This is a genomic window from Brucella anthropi (assembly GCF_046630315.1).
GTDB lineage: Bacteria > Pseudomonadota > Alphaproteobacteria > Rhizobiales > Rhizobiaceae > Brucella > Brucella anthropi_A.
The window spans coordinates 62,364-85,850 of record NZ_LQBD01000009.1; the positions used below are offsets into that span (position 1 = coordinate 62,364).

Below are 23,487 nucleotides of genomic sequence, written 5' to 3' on the forward strand. Positions count from 1 at the left end.
TCCTAAGTTTGAAGATCAACGGAAGAAAAAACCATGGCCACCGAAATTCGCGTTCCCACGCTTGGGGAGTCCGTTACTGAGGCAACCATCGGAAAATGGTTCAAGAAGGTCGGCGATGCCGTCGCTGTCGACGAACCGCTGGTGGAACTGGAAACCGACAAGGTGACAGTGGAAGTTCCGGCTGCTGCTGCTGGCGTGCTGGCTGAAATCACGGCCAAGGAAGGCGACACGGTCGAGGTCAATGCGCTTCTCGGCCAGATTTCCACCGATGGCGCTGCCGCTGCCCCGGCTGCGAAGAAGGAAGAAGCCAAGCCTGCCGCCGCCGCTCCGGCTGCGGCCCCGGTGGCGTCCGCATCGTCCGGCCCGGCCATGCAGCCAGCGCCCGCTGCCGCCAAGCTGCTCTCGGAAAACAACCTCTCCGCCGATCAGGTGGACGGTTCGGGCAAGCGCGGCCAGGTGCTGAAGGGTGACGTTCTCGATGCCATCGCCAAGGGCGTTTCAGGGGGCGTTTCGGCTGCTCCGGCTCCGGTCGCTGCGGCTGCTGCCCGTCCGGCATCGTCGGCTGATGACGCCTCGCGTGAAGAACGCGTGAAGATGACCCGCCTGCGCCAGACCATCGCCAAGCGTCTGAAGGATGCGCAGAACACTGCCGCCATGCTGACGACCTATAATGAAGTCGACATGTCCGCGGTGATGGAACTGCGCACCAAGTACAAGGACATCTTCGAGAAGAAGCATGGCGTGAAGCTTGGCTTCATGGGCTTCTTCACCAAGGCCGTGACCCATGCGCTGAAGGAAATCCCGGCGGTCAACGCCGAGATCGACGGCACCGACATCATCTACAAGAACTTTGCTCATGTCGGCATGGCCGTCGGCACGGACAAGGGCCTTGTGGTTCCGGTTATCCGCGATGCCGACAGCATGTCGATTGCGGAAATCGAAAAGGAACTGGGACGTCTGGCCAAGGCCGCTCGCGACGGTTCGCTGTCCATGGCCGACATGCAGGGCGGCACGTTCACCATCACCAATGGCGGCGTGTACGGTTCGCTGATGTCCTCGCCGATCCTGAACGCACCGCAGTCGGGTATTCTCGGCATGCACAAGATCCAGGAACGTCCGGTTGTCGTCGGCGGCCAGATCGTCATCCGCCCGATGATGTATCTGGCGCTGTCCTACGATCACCGCATCGTGGACGGCAAGGAAGCCGTGACCTTCCTCGTGCGCGTCAAGGAAAGCCTGGAAGATCCGGAACGTCTGGTTCTCGATCTCTAAGGAAGAACGATGGAGCCGGGCACCTTCTCCGCATCCCCGTTTCTGCCGCTGGTCGGCTGGAGCGTCGTCCTGCTGGTGGTGCATATCCTCCTGCAGGGCTTTGCGGCGACGCGGGAACTCGGCTCCCGATGGAATGCCGGTCCGCGCGACGAGGGGCCAAAACCCTCCGGCAAGTTTGCCGGTCGCGCGGAGCGCGCTTCCGCCAATTTCCGCGAAACCTATCCGGCTTTCGTGGCGTTGGCGCTGGCGCTTGCACTGAAAGGCGACCCGTCCGGATGGGGCATCCTCGGGGCGTGGCTGTGGTTTTTCAGCCGCATCGTCTATATTCCGCTTTATCTGGCGGGCATTCCCTATTTCCGGTCCTTCGTCTGGCTTATTGGTCTGGTGGGGCTCGGCGTGATGCTTCTGGCTCTGGTTCTGTGATGACAGCCTGCGCGTAAGGCACGCGCAACGAAGGAAATGCGATGCATCCCTATCTGTTCGAACTTGCATCCCTGATGGCGATCTTCGTCTTTGCCATCGTTTCCCCCGGCGCCGATCTCGCCATGGTTATCCGGCAATCGCTGCTGCATGGCCGCCGTGAGGCGATCATCACCAGCTTCGGCATCGGTGCCGCCCTGATGATGCATGTCACCTATACGGTGCTGGGTCTCGGGCTCATCATTTCCCAGTCGATCTATCTGTTCAACATCGTCAAATGGTGCGGTGTGGCCTATCTGGTCTATATCGGCATCAAGGCGCTGCGCGCGGGAACGACGAAGATCGACGTGGAGCCGGCGCCGAAGGAGCCGCGCAAGCAGCAGAGCTTCGCCAAGGCGTTCGGCCTCGGCTTTGCCGCCAATGCGCTGAACCCCAAGGCCGTGTTCTTCTTCCTGTCGATTTTCTCCACCGTCGTTCATGCCCATACGCCGACCGAGGTGAAGCTTGGCTATGGCGTGGTGATGGCGACAGCCCTGATCTCCTGGTTCGTCGGCGTCAGCCTTTTCATGACGACGCCGAAGATGCGCGCGGCCTTCTCGCGCGCGTCCAAATGGATCGATCGGGCCAGCGGTGTTGTCTTCATCGCGCTGGGGCTGAAACTTGCCACCGAAAAGGCTATGTAATCCTTATCTTCGGGCATCGAAGATTCGCTGCCGGAAAAGCTCGGCCGGAACATTCAGGGAGAACCGACAGATGCATACCGCAAGAAAGCTTCTCAACGTCACGGCCATGTCGGTGCTTGCGCTCACGGTTTTCTCCACCGCCGTTCAGGCCGCCTGCACGCAGAACCGGGCGATCTATCGCGATCGCGACGATGCCTACACGCTGACTTTCCGCCCGGAGCAGCCGAACGACCTGAAAATGTCGCCCGCGCCGACGAATGAATTCACGATCACGGCCAATGACAAGCCGGAGTTCAAGCTCAACGGCATGGTGATCTGGCCGGAGGAAGGCGTGGCGCGTCCCTATGCGCTGCTGACCTTCAACTGCAAGGGCGATGGTTCCAATCCGGAGGATCTCGACGATTGCAGCATCTGGCAGAGCGTCATCTACGCGCTGAAGGACGGCGCGGAAGCCGATGTCCTGCCCAAGGCGGACGAACCGGCGGCGCAGGCGATCCTGCTGCCCGATCTGGTGACGGCGCTCGATGGTTATGATTTTGGAGCGGCAAAGCCCGAAAAGCCGCTTCAGTGGGAAGCATTCCGCTTTCAGGGATGCACGCCCGACGAGGAATGACCGGCAGCCCGTGGGTGCCGGTTGGATGGATATAATTGCGAATGAGAGAACGGGCCCGGATGAACCGGGCGTTCGAAAACGTTCAGGACAGACTGAAGAAGGATAGTTCAATGTCATACGATGTGGTTGTCATCGGTACAGGCCCCGGCGGTTATGTCGCCGCGATCAAGGCTGCACAGCTCGGCCTCAAGGTTGCCGTGGTGGAAAAGCGCAAGACCTTCGGTGGCACCTGCCTGAACATCGGCTGCATTCCCTCCAAGGCGCTCCTGCATGCATCGGAAGTGTTTGCCGAAGCCGGCCACTCCTTCGACACGCTGGGCGTGGAAGTGACGCCGAAGCTCAATCTCACGAAGATGCTGGCGCACAAGGACACGACCGTGAAGGCCAATGTCACGGGCGTCGAGTTCCTGTTCAAGAAGAACAAGATCACGGCCTTCATCGGCACCGGCAAGATCGTCGGCAAGGGCAAGGTTTCCGTGACCGCCGAAGACGGCAAGGTCGAGGAAATCGAAGCGAAGAACATCATCATCGCCACCGGCTCGGACGTGGCCGGCATTCCGGGCGTCAAGGTCGATATTGACGAGAAAGTCATCGTTTCCTCGACCGGCGCGCTTTCCTTCGACAAGGTTCCGGGCAGCCTGATCGTGGTCGGCGGCGGCGTGATCGGTCTGGAACTCGGTTCCGTCTGGGCGCGTCTGGGTGCGAAGGTTACGGTCGTCGAATATCTCGACAAGGTGCTCGGGCCCATGGATGGCGAAGTGTCGAAGCAGTTCCAGCGCCTTCTCGAAAAGCAGGGCATTGCCTTCAAGCTCGGCGCCAAGGTGACGGGCGTGGAAAAGGCCGGAAAGGGCGCGAAAGTGACTTTCGAGCCGGTCAAGGGCGGCGCGGCCGAAACGCTTGAAGCCGATGCGGTGCTGGTTGCGACCGGCCGCCGTCCGTACACGGATGGTCTCGGCTTGCAGGAAGCGGGCGTGAATATGGACGATCGCGGCCGCGTTGCGATCGACGATCATTGGCGCACCAATGTCGAAGGCATCTATGCCATCGGCGACGTGGTGCAGGGGCCGATGCTGGCGCACAAGGCGGAAGACGAAGGCATTGCGGTTGCCGAAATCATTGCCGGTCAGGCCGGTCACGTGAATTTCGATGTCATTCCGAGCGTCGTCTACACGCAGCCGGAAGTGGCTTCCGTCGGCAAGACCGAGGAAGAACTGAAGGCCGCCGGTATCGAATACAAGATCGGCAAGTTCCCCTTCACGGCCAATGGACGTGCGCGCGCCATGCTGCACACCGACGGTTTTGTGAAGATCCTCGCCGACAAGGCGACGGACCGCGTTCTGGGCGCGCATATCCTCGGCTATAATGCCGGTGAAATGATCCACGAACTGGCCGTGCTGATGGAATTCGGCGGATCGTCGGAAGATCTGGCCCGCACCTGCCACGCCCATCCGACCATGTCGGAAGCCGTGCGCGAATCCGCTCTGGCGACCTTCGCCAAGCCGATCCATATGTGATCGGCTGCAATCCTGTGATTGTGAAAAGGCCCGCGCGAGCGGGCCTTTTTTCGATGTTCAGTTCTGTGCCGGCGGGCTGGCCGGTGGGGCCGGAGCCGGTGTTGCGGGCTCGCCCTGCGTCGCCGGCGGCGGTGGCGCGGCAGTATCGGTTCCGCTGCCGTTGCGGTAAAAGAAGTAACCAAGAATGATGATCGCAGCCAGAAGCACCGCGCCCAGCAGATAACCGCTTCCGCCGCGATTGGGCGGCGGCATTCCGGATTGGCCGGATTGGCCGGGTTGGCGTGACGGGTCCGCAAGGCGTGGATCGCTGTTTCTTGGATCGAGGGGATCAACCATATCGGGTTCCTCCAATGGTTCCTTCCATCATCGAAGCGATAGCCGGGAAGCGTCGGTTGGCCGGGTATTGGGTCATTCATGAACCGCTTCAGCACCAACCGCATCATGTTGCGAAAACACACCCGGTATATAACAATGCGAAAAGGAGAGGATCGTTCCGAAAACTCCAAGATAAGAAAAGGAGTATGGATTGATAGGTCTGCGGGCGGGCGCTGTGAATATGCCGTTAACCCGAGCGAAACTGTCCATCGCTATGTATATTCAATCACGGAAGTGATCCGGCAAGTCGGATTATGATCGATCAACTGGCTATGCAGGTTTTATCACTGTAAAGCTGGATCATCACAAGCGCTTAAAAGCCACGCCGAAATTTAAGGAAAAGATATTATGCCTTCGAAAGAAAATATGAAAACCATTGAGCGCTTCGAAAAGCTCTCGTCGCTTTTGCGCGATGAACAGTTCAAGCTTCTGGATGAAGCAGCCAGAGAAGAAGCGCTTCCGGGAAAATCCATACTGAGACAGATTGCCGAACTCGAACTCAATATTACCGCCATTGAAAATAGTATCACCGATCTTAGAGCCGGTTAGAAATATTCAGCCATATGGGTCCTATAGCGGGATTACCCGATAGCCCTTTGCACGCAGCAATTCGATTATACCGTCCTTGCCCGGCAGATGTAGCGCGCCCACGGCAATAAAAGCATTTCCCTTGTCGATAATCGGGACGACGCGATCAACCATGCGGTGATTCCGGTCCGAAATGAGATATTTTAAGAATGAATCATAGTCATCGTCGGAAAGCCCATCGGGAACGATTTTCCGGAGCGCGGGCATAATCATCCCGACATCTCCGGCAAGATATAATGCGGTTGTCGTTTCCATGGCGTCCTCGATCCTGTCGCCATAATCGACGGAAGCAACCAGATTGCGGATATGGACGTCGAGCGGCATCCTGTTCATGGCTTCCAGCTGCTCGGCAGCGCTTTCAAGCCCCCGCACATCGCGGCCCTCCGCTTGTGCATCGAGCGCCAGGCGCTCATCGAGCGATTTCCCGCCTTCGCTTTTGCGTTTTCGCTCGCATTCGGGAAGGGCCAGCAGGCTGGATAGAACCCAGGGTTTCATGTTTGCGACCGCGTCGAGAACGATGCCGCGTTCTGCGAGCTTGTGTTCCATTTCCATGCGCCGCTCCGCCGGAATATGCGATTTGAGCGTCGTGCCGTCGGTGAAAAGCAGCAGGTCTGGCTTTTCCAGCTTGAGACGCAGAAAAGCTTTTGGGTTCAGAACATCCGTGGTTTCGATGACGACCGTGCTGGCCGACCGATAGGCGTCCTCGACCGGCTTCGGCAATGCCAGGACGCGCGGATCGGAGAGATGGATCGTGCCGAAGAGATAGGAGGGGGCGACGCCATCCTTGTCGATTTTCCACAAAAGCCCCTTGCGATTGGGCACGGCATCGGCTTCGCGCTGCAATTCCTTCCAGACTGCCGGGTCCTTCGTCTCAAGCCCGTCGACGAGATTGACGCCATGCACGGTGCAAGCGGCAGGCGCATCATCGGCGCGGGCGGATGCTGCGCCTGCCAGACAGGCACAGACAAGAAGGAGAAGCAGCTTTTTCATGAAGGTAATATAGGCCCGGTTTTTGCCCGCGCCAGCGACTTTTCAGGCGCGCGGATGCGCCTTGTCGTACACTTCCAGAAGCCGCTCGGTGTCCACGCCGGTATAGGCTTGCGTGGTGGAGAGGCTTGCATGGCCAAGCAGTTCCTGGATTGTCCGAAGATCGCCGCCGCGTCCCAGAAGATGGGTCGCGAAGGAATGGCGCAGCGCATGGGGTGTGGCGCTGTCGGGCAGGCCGAGACCGGCGCGCAGCTTCTGCATTTCGCGCTGGATGATGGCGGCATGCAGCACACCGCCCTTGGCGCCGCGAAAAAGCGGCTTGTCGGCGGAAAGATCGAACGGGCAAAGCGCCCGATATTGCGCGACGGCGCGATGCACGACGGGCAACAGCGGCACGAGGCGGGCCTTGTTGCCCTTGCCGGTGATGGTGATCGAAAGGGCGGCGCCGTCGGATAATGCGTCGCCCATGAGGCCCAGCGCTTCGGAAATGCGCAGCCCGCAGCCATAGAGCAAGGTCAGGACGGCTGCATTGCGCGCGGCGATCCATGGTTCCTCCGCCATCTGCCCGTCAGCGGCCACCACGCGGCGGGCATCTTCGGCGGTCAGCGGTTTCGGCAGCGATTTCGGCTGGCGCGGCGCGCGGATAGCGCTCGCTCCGGCCGCATTGGCAAGCCCGCGCTTTTCCAGATGACGCAGCAGCGAGCGCACACCGGCAAGCCCGCGCCCCAGCGTGCGGGCGCCGACGCCTGCATTGCGGCGGCTGGCCAGAAAGGAGCGCAGATCGGCAATCCGCAGATTGCCGACATCCCGCAGCGATGGCGGCCCGCCCAGATGGCCGGTCAGGAAATTGAGGAACTGGCGCGTGTCGCGCTCATAGGCTTCGAGCGTATTTTCCGACAGGCGGCGCGCATCTTTCAGCGTCTTCAGCCATTCTTCGCGCGCGGCTGCGAGGTCGGCGCGGGCAGGGATCAGAAATTCGCTGTTCGTTGTCATGGTCAAGCCGGGTTGGTTCTGGACTGGCGGACAGTCTGCCAGCGATAGGTTACCGGCTGGTTGTCCCTGGGCCGAAAACCATTATTCTGACGAAATGAGGTGAATTGCGCTGACGAAAGAGCTATGGAACAAAAATAGTTCCATCCGAGCAGCAGAAACAAGGTTGGCAATGCCGCGTCCAGAAAACCCGATCCAGCTCGCCGTCATCGGCGCCGCCCATGGCACGCGCGGCGAAGTGCGTGTGAAGACTTTTACCGGCGATCCGCTGGCCATCGCCGATTACGGCCTGCTCTATGACGAACAGGGCAAGAGCTATGAGGTTCTGGAAGCCCGCCCGGCCAAGACGGTCGTGGTCGTGCGCTTCAAGGGCATCAACGACCGCAATGCCGCCGAGGCGCTGAACGGGATCGAGCTTTTCATCGATCGCTCGCAGCTGCCGGATGACGAACTGGATGAGGACGAATTTTTTCAGACGGACCTCATCGGCTTGCTGGCGGTGGATGCCGAGGGCAAGACCTATGGCGTGGTGAGCGCGCTGTTCGATTTCGGCGGCGGCGACCTCATCGAGCTGAGCGAAAAGGGCAAGCGCCCGATGCTCATTCCCTTTACCGAGGCCGCCGTGCCGGAGATCGATCTGGACAAGGGCACGCTGCTGGTCGAACCCTATGCCGCCGGATTGATCGCCGACGATGAGGATGATCGCCCGGAAAGTGAAAAGAAAAAGCCGAAGAAGTCATGACCGAAGTTTCGAAGGTCGTGGAGGCCCCCGGTTTCTTTCATGCATCCGTGCTGACGCTTTACCCCGAAATGTTTCCGGGGCCGCTTGGCGCTTCGCTTGCAGGCAAGGCGCTGGGCGAGGCCAAATGGCGGCTTGATGCGGTGCAGATTCGCGATTTTGCGGAAGGGCGGCACCGTATGGTGGACGATACGCCCTCCGGCGGCGGCGCCGGCATGGTGATGAAGCCGGATGTCATTGCGCGCGCGCTGGACTCGGTTGCCGATGGCCGCCGTCCGATGCTTTTGATGAGCCCGCGCGGCAAGCCGCTGACGCAAAAGCGCGTGCGCGAACTGGCCGACGGGCCGGGCGCGATCATTCTGTGCGGCCGCTTCGAGGGCGTGGATGAGCGCGTGATCGAGGCGCGCAATCTCGAGGAAGTTTCAATCGGCGATTATATTCTGTCCGGCGGCGAAACGGCGGCCATCGTGCTGCTCGACGCCATTGTCCGGCTGTTGCCGGGCGTGATGGGCAATCGCGAATCCGGCGAGACGGAAAGTTTCGAGACCGGCCTGCTTGAACATCCGCATTATACCCGCCCGCAGGTCTGGGAGGGACGATCGATCCCCGAAATCCTGACCTCCGGCAATCATGGCGCCATCGATAAATGGCGGCACGAACAGGCCGAGCGGATCACGAGGGAGCGGCGTCCCGATCTTTGGGAAGCCTATGGCGCGGACAAGCGCAAAGGAAGCTGATCCGGATCGGACCTCCGGCGGTCAAGCTTATAAGGAGCGGGTTTCAGGGACAGGCATCCCGGCCCGATTGGCCGGCTGATGAAAATGCCCGGCAATGCCGGGCATTTTCGTTTCCTGTCAGGCAGAATGCTGATGTGCGGGCTTGCGCAGTTCCGTCTGCGACCGGCGCAGAACAAAATAGACGCCGCCGCCAATACCCACGCCGAAGAACCAGCCATAGGTCGCCCACCAGTCCGGCAGGATATTGGTGGTCATGGGCAGGACGGACGAGAACAGGGCGCCGATGGCAAAGGCGACGAAAGCCTTGACGTGCCAGCCATTCTGGAACCGGAATTCACCGTCTTCCTGATAAAGATCGGCCACATTCAGCTGTCCGCGACGCAGCAGATAATAGTCCACCATCATGATGCCGAAGATCGGACCCATGGTTGAACCGAGGAAGTTGACGAAATGAGCCGCGCCGGTTTCCCACGGTGCGAAGGGATAGAGAACCAGCGCGATCATCGCCGCGATGATGCCGCCCCGCTTGAAAGAGACCTTCTGCGGGAAGGTGTTGGAAAAGTCGAAGGCTGCGGACACGAAGTTTGCAACCACATTGATGCCGAGTGTGGCGACGGTGAAGGTCAAAGCGGCCAGCAGCGCGAGGAACCAGCTGTCGAACTTGGCCGAAATCTGGTCGGGGTGAAGCAGGACTTCGCCGTAAACGGTGAAGGCAGCGGTGGTGGTGACGCCGGCGACGAGGCAGAAGGCCAGAAGATTGACCGGCAGGCCCCAGAGATTGCCGCGCCGCAGGGATGCCTCATCCTTGGCATAGCGCGAGAAGTCGCAGAAGTTGAGATAGAGCGCCGCGAAATAGGTGATCCAGGTGGCCGCAACCGCGGCAAGCGCCGCAAAGGACCCCGGCTCGCCCGTAACGCCTGCATCCCGCGTTTTCTCAAGCAGCACATCGCGCGGGATTTCGCTGCCGAAGGAGAAGGTGCCCGCCTTGACGACCAGATAGACAGCCAGGATCAGCATCATGATCCAGACGGCCGGGCCGGCCCAGTCCTGGAACTTGCGCACGGTTTCCATGCCGCGCTGGATGATGAGAAGCTGGGCTGCCCAGACGAGGACATAGCAGATGACCTCGAGCGTGGAATGGCCGAGAAGGTGGCTGTTCTGGTGAAAGGACAGCATGCTCTCATTGCGGATCAGCAGCGCGACGAGCGCGCCGGAGGCTGCTGCCGTCTGTGCGCCATACCAGAAGCAGGCGACAACGCCGCGCACGAGTGCCGGAAAATTGGCCCCGAACGTGCCGAAGGATGCGCGCGCCAGCACCGGGAAAGGCACGCCGGTGCGCACACCGGCATTGCCGACCAGGCTCATCAGGAAGAAAATCACCAGCGATCCCGCACCGATGGCGATGATGAAGTTCAGAAAACTGCCGCACAGAAGAAACAGGCTTGCGGCAAGATAATAGCCCCAAAGGCTATGAACATCCGATGTCCAGACGTTGAAAATGCTGAAGGCGCCCCATTTGCGCTCCTCAGCTGGCGCCAGATCCTCGTTATACAAGGAGGGTGATGGATTCCTGATTGTCATATTGTCCCCATTTGAGTAACAACTTATATAGTTGTTTACGATTTGCATTTTTATTGTTGACGATAATTGTGGCACAGTCCTGCGGCGCTGGCTACGAAAATTTATGACGGGGCGTGACAAATCCTCCGCGATGCTGTATGTGCCTGCCAGTTCGGGAAAATCCCGGCGTTCATGCAGCGTCCGGATATGCCCGAGACGTCCGTAAACCAATAAATGGTGTACCGCTCCTGCCCGAATTGACGGGCATAGCCGCAGGGCCAGGATTGCTTGGCGGCAAGTGCAGAGCGCTCTGGCTGTTTGAGAAGAATTCGTAAAGGAAAAAGACGATGACCGATATCATTCGTCAGCTTGAAGCCGAACAGGCAGCCAAGATCGAGGAAAAGCGCAAGCTTCCGGATTTCCAGCCAGGCGACACCGTTCGCGTTCAGGTTCGCGTGACCGAAGGTACGCGTACCCGCGTGCAGGCCTATGAAGGCGTCTGCATCGCCCGTTCCGGCGCCGGCCTCAATGAAAACTTCACCGTTCGCAAGATTTCCTATGGCGAAGGCGTGGAGCGCGTATTCCCGGTTTATTCGCCGATCGTCGAAGGCGTTGAACTCGTTCGCCGCGGCAAGGTTCGCCGTGCGAAGCTTTACTATCTGCGCGGCCTTACCGGCAAGGCTGCCCGTATCGCTGAAAAGAAAGACAACCGCACCAAGGCCGAGCGCGAAGCCGACAAGGCTGCCGCTGCCAAGGCTGAAGCTGCCAAGGCTGCTGCTGAATAAGTTTCACGGCATTCTGTTTGAAAAAGGCGGCCTCGGGTCGCCTTTTTTATTTGCCAAATGCGAAGGCTTGCGTAACATATTGCATAATTTCGCCCATATCTCGCAAGATTGTTACTGCGACACCCTGTTGCGGTTTCAGTTTCTTGACGAACCGTGACGGCGGGTGCATATGAGCCAAGTTAAGAACTATTCAAGTCAAGACCTATTCAAGGGACCTCTCGCAATGAGCGCGCCGCGTACACTTTATGACAAGATCTGGGACGACCATGTAGTGGATCAGCAGGAAGACGGAACCTGCCTCCTTTATATTGATCGCCATCTTGTGCATGAAGTGACGAGCCCGCAGGCTTTCGAAGGCCTGCGCATGGCGGGCCGCAAGGTGCGCCATCCTGAAAAGACGCTGGCCGTGGTCGATCACAATGTGCCGACCTCGCCGGACCGCGTCAACGGCATCAAGAACGAGGAAAGCCGCATTCAGGTCGAGGCCCTGGCCAGGAATGCCGCTGATTTCGGCGTCGAATATTATTCCGAGCGTGACCGCCGCCAGGGCGTCGTGCACATTGTCGGGCCGGAGCAGGGCTTCACGCTGCCCGGCATGACGATTGTTTGCGGCGACAGCCACACCTCCACGCACGGCGCTTTCGGCTCGCTGGCGCATGGTATCGGCACTTCCGAGGTGGAGCATGTTCTGGCAACCCAGACGCTGATCCAGAAGAAGGCCAAGAACATGCTGGTGCGTGTGAATGGCAAGCTGGCGCCCGGCGTCACCGCCAAGGACATCACGCTCGCCATCATCGGCGAGATCGGCACCGCGGGCGGCACCGGCTATGTGATCGAATATGCGGGCGATGCCATTCGTTCGCTGTCGATGGAAGGCCGCATGACGGTCTGCAACATGTCGATCGAGGGCGGCGCCCGCGCGGGCCTGATCGCGCCGGACGAAACCACCTTCGCCTATATCAAGGACAAGCCGCGCGCGCCGAAGGGCGAGGCGCTGGAACAGGCGATTTCCTACTGGAAGACGCTGCATTCGGATGAAGGCGCGCATTTCGACAAGATCGTCGAACTCGACGCGGCCCGGATTTCGCCGGTCGTTTCCTGGGGCTCCTCGCCGGAAGACGTGGTCTTCGTCACCGACGTCGTTCCGAATCCGGACGAGATCAAGGACGAAACCAAGCGGGCATCCAAGTGGCGCGCTCTGGACTATATGGGCCTGAAGCCGGGCACGAAGATGACGGACATCAAGATCGACCGCGTCTTCATCGGCTCCTGCACCAATGGCCGCATCGAGGATCTGCGCGATGCCGCCCGCATGGCCAAAGGCAAGAAGGTTGCCGCCGGCGTGAGCGCCATGATCGTGCCGGGCTCCGGCCTGGTGAAGGAACAGGCGGAAGCCGAGGGCCTCGACAAGATCTTCATCGAGGCCGGGTTCGACTGGCGCGAGCCGGGCTGTTCCATGTGCCTTGCCATGAACGATGACCGCCTGAAGCCGGGCGAACGCTGCGCCTCGACCTCGAACCGCAATTTCGAAGGCCGCCAGGGCTTCAAGGGCCGCACGCATCTCGTGTCGCCTGCCATGGCCGCCGCCGCCGCGATCGCCGGACATTTCGTCGATATCCGCGCGTGGAACTGAGATTTCGAAGGCCGGCATCACGGCCTTTGGGGAGCGATCAAACCGCCGGTTCATCCCGGCGGTTTTTCTTTGGCTGCATATTAGCAGCTTTTTCACGCTTTGATTGTAGGAGGAAACAAGGGGGGCTGGCGTCCGGGCGATTTGAGTGCCAGCGCGGGGAAGAGCATCGATGAATGGGGCGGACTTTATCCTGCTGATCAACGTGACCGTTTCGGGTCTGTTTGCTTTTGCATTTCTGGGCATTGCCGTCTATGCGCGGGATAATGCGGCGGCGCCCGTCTTTGCGCTGGGTTATATTTTCGCGACGCTCTATTTCCTGACAGAGCTTGCCATGCCTTCCATTCCCGATGCCCGCTTCGGCTATATGCTGGCCTTCACGACCTATTATCTGACCTTGTTGTGCCTGGTTGTCGGTCTGGCGCAGATGTATGCCAGGCCGGTGCCGTGGATGCTCCTTGCCGTGCTGACCGTCGTGTCCGTTGCCATGGCCTATGGCATTTACGACATTGCCCGCAGCCGGATGATCGGCATGCTGCTTTACCAGACGCCCTATTTCCTGGTGCTCCTGCTTGCGGTGCGGGTGATCCTGCGCGCGGATCGAACGGGTATCGACACACTGATGGCGGTGCTGTTCGGCATCAGCGCCGTCCATTTCCTGTTGAAGCCTTTCATCGCCTTGGTGTCCGGGGGCGCCGGCGCGCAACCGGCCGATTATATCGGCACGACCTATGCGATGGTCTCGCAGTCGATCGGCACGGCGCTTTCGGTCGCGGGCGGGCTGCTACTGCTTTTGAGCCTGATGCGGGAGCTTATCACCAATATGCTGATCCGCTCGGAGACGGACCAGCTCTCGGCCCTGCTCAACCGGCGCGGTTTCGAATTCCGCGCCGAAGCCGCCATCGCAAAATCGCAACATATGCGGCAGGCCCTGTCGCTCGTCCTGTGCGATATCGATCACTTCAAGGCCATCAACGACACGCATGGCCATGCGCTGGGCGATCGCGTCATCGCCGCCTTTTCCGCCGAACTGCACAAGGCCGCGAGCGCCAAAGGCGGCATTGCCGCGCGCATCGGCGGGGAGGAATTCGCCATCATCCTGCCGGGAAACACGATCCAGTCCGCCTGGCATTTTGCCGACAAGGCCCGGCTTGCCTGCCGGGATATCCATATTCAGGGCAAGAACGGCATTATCGCATTCACGGCGAGCTTCGGCATTGCGGAAATGGAATTCGACGATGTGTTTTCCGATCTCTACAAGCGGGCCGACGGTGCGCTCTATGAAGCGAAAAAGGGCGGGCGCAACAATGTGCGCACGGCGCTGCCGATACTGGCCGATGAAAACGTGCTGGAATTCCGGTCACTGACCGGGCGCTGATCGCGGCCTATTGATAGCCGCAGCCGGGATGGTCCAGAACCGGCGTTTCTCCGTGATCGATCCCGTACATGAAGGCGCGCCCATGCAGCACGACCGCGCTTTCGCACGTGCTGCCGGGCCGCGCGACAATATGGGCGAGCGCATGATCGCGCGGGGCGGAAATGATCCGGACGCGCTGCGGCGCGGAAGAAACCGCCGCCTGCGCCGCGCCGACCCGGATGATCTTCGCGCCGTTGTCCGGCATGCGGATGACACGATTTCCCTGTCCGTCGACAAAGCGCACCGCTTCGCCACCCAGCGCGGAACCGGCAAAGGCAAGCGCGCCGATGACGGCCAGCCCCATGGTCAGGCCAAGCCTCAAGTCCGGCATTTTCGGTTTGCGGTTTGCCATGGTTGATCGCGCCCCATCCTGCATGATCCCAAAGAGAATGCGGATCATCTTAACTCTTTCTTTACCTTTGTCATCCGTGCTGGCTAAAATCAAAAAAACGGCCTTTCCATGCGGCGCTGCTTCGCAAGCCGCATGCACAAGAGCCGGAAACGCCAAGGAACGTCCAATGACCAAAGATCATGCCGTCGATATTGCGCTCCTCCATCTGCGCGATGCCCATGAATTCGCGCCGCTTCTGGCAAGCTATGCCCAGGCGCTGAAGCGCGGCGCGCCGCGCCGCCCCGACGATTTCTATGCCGAGCACCTGCTGCAGGACCGCGCGGCGGAAACGCTGGGCGCCCGCGTCGACGGCAGGCTGGTCGGCTTCGTGATCTTCTACGATCTGCCCGAGCCGGTGACGGGCCTGCGCGCGGGGCAGGTGGATCATATCTATGTCCATCACGATCATCGCGGCAAAGGCATCGCCAAGGCGCTGATCGACGTGCTGGCCGACAAGGCGGAAGAGCGCAGCTGGTCCAAGCTGGTGCTCAATGCGCCGCGCGTGCCGGAAGACGGGCGCAAGCTCTATGAGCAGATTGCCACGGCTGCCGACTGGTCGAGCTATGTGATTCGATTCGGCAATTGATCGATTTCCCAAAAGTGGATGAAATTACACATGTTTTTGCCGGTTGCGGTCTTCAATCGTTTGAATGCCGCAATCACGCGAATGTGTCGCCAAGGTGCGACCAATTGTTAGTCTTTTCGTGAAAAAGCTTCTTTGACGTGGTGGTAAAAGCGAAGTAGAAAGCGCCACATAGGGCCGTACGCCACGGTCCAGCCATATTTTTCTTGGGTCGTACCGGCGCGGGATCGTAAAGTCCGGTTCCCTGTGCCTTGGGCGACGTCGAACCGGGGTTCGGTAGAACCCGCAACCCGGCTGCCTTGCTGATCGTCGTCAGCGGGGTGTGGCCGGAGATAAACGTCAGGGAAGCCTACAGAGCCATGACACAACCGACTGTAACGCGCCAGCGTCCTTTGTCGCCGCACCTGTCCATCTACAAGCCGGTCATCACGATGACGATGTCCATCGTCCATCGCATCACGGGCGGCGCCCTTTATTTCGGCACCCTGCTGCTGGCGGCGTGGCTGATCTCGGCTGCCGTCAGCGAAGAGTGCTTCAACACCGTCAACGCATTGTTCTCGTCCTGGATCGGCCGCCTGATCCTGTTCGGCTATACATGGGCGCTTCTGCACCATCTGGCCGGCGGCGTCCGCCATCTGATCTGGGATACGGGCGCGGGCCTTGAAAAGCACACCGCCTCCAAGATCGCCTGGGCGACCGTCGCTTTCTCCGTCATCGCCACGATCCTCGTCTGGGTCGTCGCCTATTCGGTACGCTAGGAGGCTGATCCCATGAACGGTATGAACAATGATATGCGCACCCCGCTCGGCAAGGTTCGGGGTCTGGGTTCGGCCAAGGAAGGCACCGGCCATTTCTGGTATCAGCGCCTGAGCGCGGTCGCCCTGGTGCCGCTGGTCATGTTTTTCATCGGCCTGGTCATTTCGCTCAATGGCGCAAGCTATGAGCAAGTCCGGGCTGCTCTCTCGCATCCCTTCACGGCCATCGTGATGGCGCTGTTCATCCTGACCGGCGTTTATCACATGCGTCTGGGCATGCAGGTCATTATCGAAGATTATGCGCATGGCGAAGGCATGAAGGTCGTGCTGGTGATGCTGAACACCTTCTTTACGGCGGTGGTCGGCTTTGCCTGCATCTTTGCGATCCTCAAGCTGAGCTTCGGAGGTTGATAGCCCGATGGCTAGTGCAGTAAACAACGCGGCTGATGCCGCTGTGGCAAGCAAATATACCTATGTCGATCACAAGTTCGACGTGGTGGTGGTCGGTGCCGGCGGCGCGGGCCTGCGCGCAACGCTCGGCATGGCCGAGCAGGGCCTGAAGACGGCCTGCATCACCAAGGTTTTCCCGACCCGTTCCCACACGGTCGCCGCACAGGGCGGCATTGCCGCCTCGCTCAAGAATATGGGCCCGGACAGCTGGCAGTGGCACATGTACGACACCGTCAAGGGGTCGGACTGGCTGGGCGATACCGACGCCATGGAATATCTGGCGCGTGAAGCGCCTGCCGCCGTCTACGAGCTTGAGCATTACGGCGTGCCGTTCTCGCGCACGGAAGAAGGCAAGATCTATCAGCGCCCCTTCGGCGGCCACATGCAGAATTTCGGCGACGGTCCTCCGGTCCAGCGCACCTGCGCTGCCGCCGACCGCACCGGCCATGCGATCCTGCACACGCTCTACGGCCAGTCGCTCAAGAACAATGCGCAGTTCTTCATCGAATATTTCGCGCTCGACCTCATCATGACCGACGGTGTGTGCACCGGCGTCGTGGCGTGGAACCTCGATGACGGCACGATCCATCGCTTCTCCGCCAAGATGGTGGTTCTGGCGACGGGCGGTTATGGCCGCGCCTATTTCTCGGCAACGTCCGCCCATACCTGCACCGGCGACGGCGGCGGCATGGTGGCACGCGCCGGCCTGCCGCTGCAGGACATGGAATTCGTGCAGTTCCACCCGACCGGCATCTATGGCGCGGGCTGCCTCATCACCGAAGGCGCGCGCGGCGAAGGCGGCTATCTGGTCAATTCCGAAGGCGAGCGCTTCATGGAACGCTATGCCCCTTCGGCCAAGGACCTTGCCTCGCGTGACGTTGTCTCGCGCTGCATGACGATGGAAATCCGCGCAGGCCGCGGCGTCGGCAAGAACAAGGACCACATCTTCCTGCATCTCGACCATCTCGATCCGGCTGTCCTGCATGAGCGCCTGCCGGGTATTTCGGAATCGGCCAAGATCTTCGCGGGCGTGGATGTGACCAAGGAACCGATCCCGGTTCTGCCGACCGTTCACTACAATATGGGCGGCATTCCGACCAATTACTGGGGCGAAGTGCTGAACCCGACCAAGGACGATCCGGACCGCGTGCAGCCGGGCCTGATGGCCGTCGGCGAAGCGGGCTGTGCTTCGGTGCATGGCGCGAACCGCCTCGGCTCCAACTCGCTGATCGATCTCGTGGTGTTCGGCCGTGCGGCTGCCATCCGCGCCGGTCAGGTCATCGACCGCAAGTCGAAGATCCCCGATCTCGACCTTGCCGCCTGCGACAGGATCATGGAGCGCTTCGATCGCCTGCGTTTTGCCAATGGCTCCCAGCCGACCGCGGAACTGCGCGAAAAGATGCAGCGCACCATGCAGGAAGATGCCGCCGTGTTCCGCACGTCGGAATCGCTCAAGCAGGGCGTCGAGCGCATGGAAAAGATCTGGCACGAACTGCCGGACATCAAGGTCACGGACCGTTCGATGATCTGGAACTCCGATCTGGTGGAAACGCTGGAGCTGGAAAACCTGATGGCCAATGCGCTGACGACCGTTGTTTCGGCTGAAGCACGCCAGGAAAGCCGCGGCGCCCATGCGCATGAGGATTTCCCGGACCGCAACGATGCCGAATGGCGCAAGCACACCCTGTCCTGGCTGTCGCCGGACGGCAAGGTCAAGCTTGATTACCGCCCGGTTCACCTCGATCCGTTGACGACGGAAGAGGAAGGCGGCATCAGCCTCGCCAAGATTGCGCCGAAGAAGCGCGTTTACTGATCGGGGGAAAGAGCAATGGTTGAACTCGCACTTCCCAAGAATTCCCGCCCGCAAGAGGGCAAGACCTGGCCGCGCCCCGATGGCGCCAAGCGGGTCACGGAATTCCGTATCTATCGCTGGTCGCCGGACGACGACGACAATCCGCGCATCGACACCTATTATGTCGACCGCGACGATTGCGGTCCGATGGTGCTGGACGGTCTGCTCTATATCAAGAACAAGATCGACCCGACGCTGACGCTGCGCCGCTCCTGCCGCGAAGGCATTTGCGGTTCCTGCGCCATGAATATCGATGGCGCGAACACGCTGGCCTGCACCAAGGGCATGGACGACATCAAGGGGGCCATCAAGGTCTATCCGCTGCCGCACATGCCGGTGGTGAAGGACCTTGTGCCGGACCTCAACAATTTCTACGCCCAGCACCGTTCCATCGAGCCATGGCTCAAGACGGTTTCGCCGGAGCCGCAGAAGGAATGGCTGCAAAGCCATGAGGACCGTCAGAAGCTCGACGGTCTTTACGAGTGCATTCTGTGCGCCTGCTGCTCGACCTCGTGCCCGAGCTATTGGTGGAACGGCGACCGCTATCTGGGCCCTGCCGTGCTGCTCCAAGCCTATCGCTGGCTGATCGATAGCCGAGACGAAGCCAAGGGCGAACGCCTCGACAATCTCGAGGACCCGTTCCGGCTCTATCGCTGCCACACGATCATGAACTGCGCCCAGACCTGCCCGAAGGGTCTGAACCCGGCCAAGGCGATTGCCGAAATCAAGAAGATGATGGTCGAGCGCCGCGTATAATCACGCCATCGACATCCAGACTAAAAAGGGGAAGGCCACGCCTTCCCCTTTTTGCTTGATCTTCTACGGACGTCATCTTGAACCGGCTCTGTTTCCTGAATTCTAGCGCCGGGCGTTTCGCAGCGATTCGACGCTGATTGCCAGCAGGCACTGGCGGATGATGGGGATGGCGAGAGCCGCATTCTGGCGGCTTTCCAGAACGGCGCGCTGAAGCCGTTCCATGACGCGGGCAAGGCCATCGCCCGTCCAGCGGCTGACGGCATTTTCGATCAGCTTCTTGCGATTGAAGAAGATCGGCGGGCGCGCACCGGCCACAACGACGGAGGCGCTTTTGCGCTCGGTGTCGGCGATATGGCGCAAGGTCTGCACCTGCTGGAACTGGCGCATCGCCGTGTTGAGCAGCAGAAACGGCGCCGTGCCGGATTTGACGACGCGGTCGAACGCAATCTCGAAACGCGGCAGATCGCCAGCCAGAACAGCATCGATCACCTCGTCGGTGGACAGGCCCGCGACATCGCCGACGGCCTGGCGCACATCGTCAATGTCGATCCGCTCCTTGCCGCGCGCATAGAGGCAGAGCTTTTCCAGCTCGCCGCGCGTCGCCAGGCGGTCGCCGCCAAGGCTGGCGCGCAGAAGCTGGCGCGCATCGAGCGTGATCTGCATCTTCCATTCGGCCAGAATATCATCGATCACGCCGTCTATGCCGCGCGCATCATCCGAATAACAGGGGAGCGCCATGCCTGCCGCGGCATTTTCCACGGCGCTGCGCAGGCCCGCGCCCTTTTTGAGATCGCCCGCCTCGACAAGGATGAACGTCTCCTGCGGCGGCTCGGTCGCCAGCAGCTTGACCGCTTCGGCAAGCTTCTTCTGGCCAGCGGCGTTCTTGATCCAGATCAGGCGCTGGCCGCCGAACATCGAAATGGTTCCGGCCTCGTCGGCAAGCTTTGCCGGGTCGGCCTCGATCTCGTCGGCTTCCATGCGGATGACGGCAAAGGGATCATCGAGCGGCAGCTTGCTCGCCTCGGCATAACGGCGCGCGCGTTCGCTCACCAGCCCCTTGTCGGGGCCATAAAGAAGCACGACCGGAAACGAGCTTGTCGGTCTTGCCAGAAAACTATCGACTTCGTGTGCTTTCTTCTGCGCCATAGAATTTCACCAGAGCGGTTCCTGTTTTAACGGAACCGTTCTATCATTTTTTCATTTCCGCATTTCCGAACGCAAAACCGTTTCACACTTTTGCTGGAAATGCTGTAGCGCAATTCGCCCGCAAACAAAACAGCCGCCGCTCAAACCGAACGACGGCTGTGAAACAAAGCTGTTTGCAAAACCTATTCGATCAGCAGCGCGTCGTCGTCGAGCGTCTGGCCGCGCACCTTGCGGAACATGTCGATAAGGTCTTCGACACCCAGCGTCTTGCGCTTGTCGCCGGTCACGTCGAGCAGGATTTTGCCGCCGTGCAGCATGATGGTGCGGTCGCCATAGTCGAGCGCCTGACGCATGGAATGCGTGACCATGAGCGCGGTCAGCTTGTTCTCGGCAATGAGCGTGCGCGTCAGCTCCATCACGAATTCGGCCATGCCGGGGTCGAGGGCCGCGGTATGTTCATCCAGCAGCAGCACTTCCGAACCGGCAAGCGTCGCCATGATGAGCGAGAGCGCCTGTCGCTGGCCGCCGGAGAGCAGCTCCATGCGGTCATGCATGCGGTTTTCCAGGCCCAGATTGAGGCTTGCCACACGGTCGCGGAACCAGGCGCGGCGATTGGAATTGAGCGCGTGGGTGAGGCCGCGCGTCTTGCCGCGGGAGGCTGCCAGCGCGAGATTTTCCTCGATGGTGAGCGTGCCGCAGCTTCCCGCCAGCGGGTCCTGGAACACGCGGGCGACGAGACCGGCGCGATCGGCGGTGGGCTTGCGCGTCACATCCTTCCCGCTGATGACGACCTTGCCGGCGGTGGGGATGACATCGCCTGCAAGCACGCCCAGCATGGTCGATTTGCCGGCGCCGTTCGACCCGATGACGGTGACGAAGGAGCCCTTGTCCATGGTGAGGTTGATCTTGTTCAGAACCTGCTTTTCGAGCGGAGTGCCGCGAGCGAACACGACATCGAGATTGGACAGTTCGATCATGCCGATGCTCCTCCGCGACGCAGGCGCGGCAATATCAGGGCGAAGGTGACGAGAAGGGCGGTCGCGATGTTGAGATCGGAGGCTTGCAGGCCGAGAATATCGCCATTTGAAAGCGCAAGCTGGATCGCGATGCGGTAGATGATGGACCCGGCCACGCAGCCGATGAGGATCACGAGGATGAAGCGGCTGCGCAGCAGTGTTTCCCCGATGATGACGGCGGCAAGGCCGACGACGATGGTGCCGACGCCCGAGGTCACATCGGCAAAGCCGTTGGTCTGTGCGAAAAGCGAGCCGCCCAGCGCCACAAGAGCGTTGGAAAGCGCCATGCCGAGATAGATCTGGCGGTCGGTGCGAACGCCCTGTGCGCGGGCCATGCGGGGATTGGCGCCGGTTGCGCGCATGGCGAGGCCCATATCGCTTTCCAGAAAGCGCCAGACGATGAACACCGCAATGGCCACCAGCACGAACAGGAACAGCGGACGCACATAATATTCGGGAATGCCATGGCCGAAGAACGGCGTCAGCATGGTGTCCTGATTGATGAGCGCGATATTGGGTCGGCCCATGACGCGCAGATTGACCGAGAACAGCGCGATCATGGTGAGAATGGAGGCGAGGAGATTGAGAATCTTGAAGCGCACATTCAGCGTTGCGGTCACAAGCCCGGCGGCGGCGCCGGCCACCATGGCAATGGCCGCCGCCAGCCAGGCGTTCATGCCGGCAAGGATCAGCACGCCGGTCACGGCAGCGCCCAGCGGAAACGAACCATCAACCGTCAGATCGGGAAAATCGAGGACACGGAACGCCAGATAGACGCCGATGGCTACAAATGCAAAGACGAGGCCCAATTCGACCGCACCCCAGAAGGCGATCTGACTCACAATGTCATTCCTTGTTTCTCGCCGCGACCAAAATGAACGATTGCCGCTATTGCGCGGCATCGATCATCGGCGTTGCGGAAACCGGAAATCCCGGCCATTCCACGCGGCCAGCTTCAGTCACGACCGGTTTTGTTTTGAGTGCGCCTGCCAGCCATCGGGCTGTGCCAGGCCATTCCCCGGTTGTTTATGCAAAACCGCATTTTTGCGGCTTTTATCTCAGGCGAGATACAACCCACAAGTTCCAGTGTGCAAGCAATATCGCCAGGGAAGCCGCGAAATGCGGCACTTTGTGGGGCAATTGCAACATAACAAAAAAGGCGAAGCCCTTGTGAGGCTCCGCCCTTTTTTATCCGGTTTCCAGGCCCGATCAGTCGATCTTGCTGGTGGCGCGGTCGATAACGGCCTGCGGGAACTCGACGCCCATCTTCTTGGCCGCGCCAAGATTGATGACGAGATCGGTGCCCTTGGCGATGTCTACGGCAATATCGCCCGGCTTTTCGCCCTTGAGGATCCTCACCACAACGGCGCCGGTCTGCTTGCCGACATCGTAATAGTTGAAGCCGAGTGCGGCCAGCGCGCCGCGCTTGACGGAATCCGTATCGGCGGTGAAGAGCGGCAGCTTGCTTTCCTCGGCAACGCCGACGGCGCTTTCAAGGGCCGAAACGATGGTGTTGTCGGTCGGCACATACATGGCGTCGGCACGGCCGACGAGGGCACGCGCTGCACCCTGGACTTCAGCCGACTTGGTGGCAGCCGATTCAACGATTTCGATGCCGTCGGCGGCAGCGGCTTCCTTCAGGGCTGCCAGCAGCGACACGGAATTGGTTTCGCCGGAATTGTAGAGATAGCCGAGCTTCTTGATGTTCGGCATCACTTCCTTGATGAGCTTGATATGCTCGGCCACCGGCGACATGTCGGAAAGGCCGGTGACATTGCCGCCGGGCTTTGCCATGTCCTTGACGAGCTGCGCGCCGACCGGGTCGGAAACGGCGGTGAAGACCACCGGAATATCGCGGGTGGCCGAAACAACAGCCTGCGCCGACGGCGTGGAGATCGGAACGATCACATCCGGGCCCTCGCCGACGAACTGACGCGCGATCTGGGCTGCGGTGGCCGGGTTGCCCTGTGCGGACTGATAGGCGAATTTGAGGTTTTCGCCTTCCTTGTAGCCAGCTTCGGCCAGCGCGTCCTTCACGCCGTCGCGCACGGCGTCAAGTGCCGGATGTTCAACGATGGCGGTTACGTCGACGGTGACGTCCTTGGCCTGTGCCGAAGTGGCAATGGCCGTTGCGGCCAGCAAGGCCAGAAGCATTGAACGCATGAAAATCTCCCCTGTTTTGGTGCGTTGCTTGTCGGCAAACACCTTTTCTCCAATAACCTCAGATT

Annotated in this window: 25 protein-coding genes; 16 read left to right on the forward strand and 9 right to left on the reverse strand. The window is 60.4% G+C overall.

Annotated elements, in window-relative coordinates; translation table 11 throughout:
- Nucleotides 1-33 precede the first annotated feature (33 nt).
- From odhB to lpdA, 5 genes are all read left to right on the forward strand, one after another.
- Nucleotides 34-1,272, forward strand: a complete 1,239-nt coding sequence (gene odhB / locus AVM02_RS06645) for a 2-oxoglutarate dehydrogenase complex dihydrolipoyllysine-residue succinyltransferase (protein ID WP_411506183.1) — start codon at nucleotides 34-36, stop codon at nucleotides 1,270-1,272.
- Nucleotides 1,273-1,281: 9 nt separating this feature from the next.
- Nucleotides 1,282-1,695 carry an MAPEG family protein gene (locus AVM02_RS06650; protein ID WP_411506184.1) on the forward strand — a complete coding sequence of 138 codons (414 nt, stop codon included), beginning with the start codon at nucleotides 1,282-1,284 and terminating at the stop codon, nucleotides 1,693-1,695.
- A gap of 41 nt (nucleotides 1,696-1,736) precedes the next feature.
- Entirely contained in the window at nucleotides 1,737-2,375 is a 639-nt protein-coding gene (locus AVM02_RS06655; RefSeq protein WP_411506185.1) for a LysE family translocator, read from the forward strand.
- 70 nt (nucleotides 2,376-2,445) lie between these two features.
- Nucleotides 2,446-2,988, forward strand: coding sequence for a hypothetical protein (locus AVM02_RS06660; RefSeq protein WP_411506186.1), 543 nt, complete (start codon nucleotides 2,446-2,448; stop codon nucleotides 2,986-2,988).
- A 110-nt stretch (nucleotides 2,989-3,098) separates the two neighbouring features.
- Nucleotides 3,099-4,502, forward strand: a complete 1,404-nt coding sequence (gene lpdA, locus AVM02_RS06665; RefSeq protein WP_411506187.1) for a dihydrolipoyl dehydrogenase — start codon at nucleotides 3,099-3,101, stop codon at nucleotides 4,500-4,502.
- Between the two features lie 57 nt (nucleotides 4,503-4,559).
- Here the strand turns inward: lpdA and AVM02_RS06670 are convergent, their stop codons facing one another.
- On the reverse strand, nucleotides 4,560-4,838 hold the full coding sequence (locus AVM02_RS06670) for a hypothetical protein (protein WP_411506188.1): 279 nt from the start codon (nucleotides 4,836-4,838) through the stop codon (nucleotides 4,560-4,562).
- Nucleotides 4,839-5,243: 405 nt separating this feature from the next.
- Between AVM02_RS06670 and AVM02_RS06675 the strand changes: the two genes are divergently transcribed.
- The gene (locus AVM02_RS06675; RefSeq protein WP_411506189.1) at nucleotides 5,244-5,426 is read left to right on the forward strand and encodes a hypothetical protein; all 183 of its coding nucleotides are present in this window, start codon (nucleotides 5,244-5,246) and stop codon (nucleotides 5,424-5,426) included.
- A 21-nt stretch (nucleotides 5,427-5,447) separates the two neighbouring features.
- On the opposite strand, the gene AVM02_RS06680 is transcribed toward AVM02_RS06675, so the two are convergent.
- Nucleotides 5,448-6,455, reverse strand: coding sequence for a TraB/GumN family protein (locus AVM02_RS06680; protein WP_411506190.1), 1,008 nt, complete (start codon nucleotides 6,453-6,455; stop codon nucleotides 5,448-5,450).
- Between the two features lie 42 nt (nucleotides 6,456-6,497).
- Complete coding sequence (locus tag AVM02_RS06685) at nucleotides 6,498-7,445, reverse strand: tyrosine recombinase XerC (RefSeq protein WP_411506191.1); 948 nt, start codon at nucleotides 7,443-7,445, stop codon at nucleotides 6,498-6,500.
- A gap of 169 nt (nucleotides 7,446-7,614) precedes the next feature.
- Here AVM02_RS06685 and rimM point away from each other — a divergent pair, with 169 nt between their 5' ends.
- Both rimM and trmD read left to right on the forward strand, forming a co-directional pair.
- Nucleotides 7,615-8,184, forward strand: a complete 570-nt coding sequence (rimM, locus tag AVM02_RS06690) for a ribosome maturation factor RimM (RefSeq protein WP_411506192.1) — start codon at nucleotides 7,615-7,617, stop codon at nucleotides 8,182-8,184.
- The gene (trmD, locus tag AVM02_RS06695; protein WP_411506193.1) at nucleotides 8,181-8,918 is read left to right on the forward strand and encodes a tRNA (guanosine(37)-N1)-methyltransferase TrmD; all 738 of its coding nucleotides are present in this window, start codon (nucleotides 8,181-8,183) and stop codon (nucleotides 8,916-8,918) included. Before rimM ends, trmD begins: the two co-directional genes overlap by 4 nt.
- Nucleotides 8,919-9,035: 117 nt before the next feature.
- On the opposite strand, the gene AVM02_RS06700 is transcribed toward trmD, so the two are convergent.
- On the reverse strand, nucleotides 9,036-10,499 hold the full coding sequence (locus tag AVM02_RS06700) for an NCS1 family nucleobase:cation symporter-1 (RefSeq protein ID WP_411506194.1): 1,464 nt from the start codon (nucleotides 10,497-10,499) through the stop codon (nucleotides 9,036-9,038).
- 326 nt (nucleotides 10,500-10,825) lie between these two features.
- On the opposite strand from AVM02_RS06700, the gene rplS reads away from it, so the two are divergent.
- The 3 genes from rplS to AVM02_RS06715 all read left to right on the forward strand — a co-directional run bounded on the left by rplS (nucleotide 10,826) and on the right by AVM02_RS06715 (nucleotide 14,271).
- Nucleotides 10,826-11,263 carry a 50S ribosomal protein L19 gene (gene rplS, locus AVM02_RS06705; RefSeq protein WP_006467977.1) on the forward strand — a complete coding sequence of 146 codons (438 nt, stop codon included), beginning with the start codon at nucleotides 10,826-10,828 and terminating at the stop codon, nucleotides 11,261-11,263.
- A 223-nt stretch (nucleotides 11,264-11,486) separates the two neighbouring features.
- Nucleotides 11,487-12,896, forward strand: a complete 1,410-nt coding sequence (gene leuC, locus AVM02_RS06710) for a 3-isopropylmalate dehydratase large subunit (RefSeq protein ID WP_411506195.1) — start codon at nucleotides 11,487-11,489, stop codon at nucleotides 12,894-12,896.
- 169 nt (nucleotides 12,897-13,065) lie between these two features.
- On the forward strand, nucleotides 13,066-14,271 hold the full coding sequence (locus tag AVM02_RS06715; protein WP_411506196.1) for a diguanylate cyclase domain-containing protein: 1,206 nt from the start codon (nucleotides 13,066-13,068) through the stop codon (nucleotides 14,269-14,271).
- Between the two features lie 7 nt (nucleotides 14,272-14,278).
- Here the strand turns inward: AVM02_RS06715 and AVM02_RS06720 are convergent, their stop codons facing one another.
- The gene (locus AVM02_RS06720; protein ID WP_411506197.1) at nucleotides 14,279-14,662 is read right to left on the reverse strand and encodes a hypothetical protein; all 384 of its coding nucleotides are present in this window, start codon (nucleotides 14,660-14,662) and stop codon (nucleotides 14,279-14,281) included.
- A 166-nt stretch (nucleotides 14,663-14,828) separates the two neighbouring features.
- Between AVM02_RS06720 and AVM02_RS06725 the strand changes: the two genes are divergently transcribed.
- The 5 genes from AVM02_RS06725 (at nucleotide 14,829) to AVM02_RS06745 (ending at nucleotide 19,097) form a co-directional block, all read left to right on the forward strand.
- The gene (locus AVM02_RS06725) at nucleotides 14,829-15,287 is read left to right on the forward strand and encodes a GNAT family N-acetyltransferase (protein WP_411506198.1); all 459 of its coding nucleotides are present in this window, start codon (nucleotides 14,829-14,831) and stop codon (nucleotides 15,285-15,287) included.
- Between the two features lie 356 nt (nucleotides 15,288-15,643).
- On the forward strand, nucleotides 15,644-16,042 hold the full coding sequence (sdhC, locus tag AVM02_RS06730) for a succinate dehydrogenase, cytochrome b556 subunit (RefSeq protein ID WP_411506199.1): 399 nt from the start codon (nucleotides 15,644-15,646) through the stop codon (nucleotides 16,040-16,042).
- 12 nt (nucleotides 16,043-16,054) lie between these two features.
- Entirely contained in the window at nucleotides 16,055-16,450 is a 396-nt protein-coding gene (gene sdhD, locus AVM02_RS06735; RefSeq protein WP_411506200.1) for a succinate dehydrogenase, hydrophobic membrane anchor protein, read from the forward strand.
- A gap of 7 nt (nucleotides 16,451-16,457) precedes the next feature.
- Nucleotides 16,458-18,302, forward strand: a complete 1,845-nt coding sequence (sdhA, locus tag AVM02_RS06740; RefSeq protein ID WP_411506201.1) for a succinate dehydrogenase flavoprotein subunit — start codon at nucleotides 16,458-16,460, stop codon at nucleotides 18,300-18,302.
- 15 nt (nucleotides 18,303-18,317) lie between these two features.
- Nucleotides 18,318-19,097: a succinate dehydrogenase iron-sulfur subunit gene (locus AVM02_RS06745; RefSeq protein ID WP_411506202.1), complete on the forward strand. Its 780-nt coding sequence runs from the start codon at nucleotides 18,318-18,320 to the stop codon at nucleotides 19,095-19,097.
- 102 nt (nucleotides 19,098-19,199) lie between these two features.
- Here AVM02_RS06745 and holA read toward each other — a convergent pair whose 3' ends face one another.
- From holA to AVM02_RS06765, 4 genes are all read right to left on the reverse strand, one after another.
- Entirely contained in the window at nucleotides 19,200-20,243 is a 1,044-nt protein-coding gene (gene holA, locus AVM02_RS06750) for a DNA polymerase III subunit delta (RefSeq protein WP_411506203.1), read from the reverse strand.
- A gap of 182 nt (nucleotides 20,244-20,425) precedes the next feature.
- Nucleotides 20,426-21,220, reverse strand: coding sequence for an ABC transporter ATP-binding protein (locus AVM02_RS06755; RefSeq protein ID WP_411506204.1), 795 nt, complete (start codon nucleotides 21,218-21,220; stop codon nucleotides 20,426-20,428).
- Entirely contained in the window at nucleotides 21,217-22,101 is an 885-nt protein-coding gene (locus tag AVM02_RS06760) for an ABC transporter permease (protein ID WP_411506205.1), read from the reverse strand. Before AVM02_RS06760 ends, AVM02_RS06755 begins: the two co-directional genes overlap by 4 nt.
- Nucleotides 22,102-22,468: 367 nt before the next feature.
- The gene (locus AVM02_RS06765) at nucleotides 22,469-23,422 is read right to left on the reverse strand and encodes an ABC transporter substrate-binding protein (RefSeq protein ID WP_411506206.1); all 954 of its coding nucleotides are present in this window, start codon (nucleotides 23,420-23,422) and stop codon (nucleotides 22,469-22,471) included.
- Nucleotides 23,423-23,487 lie beyond the last annotated feature (65 nt).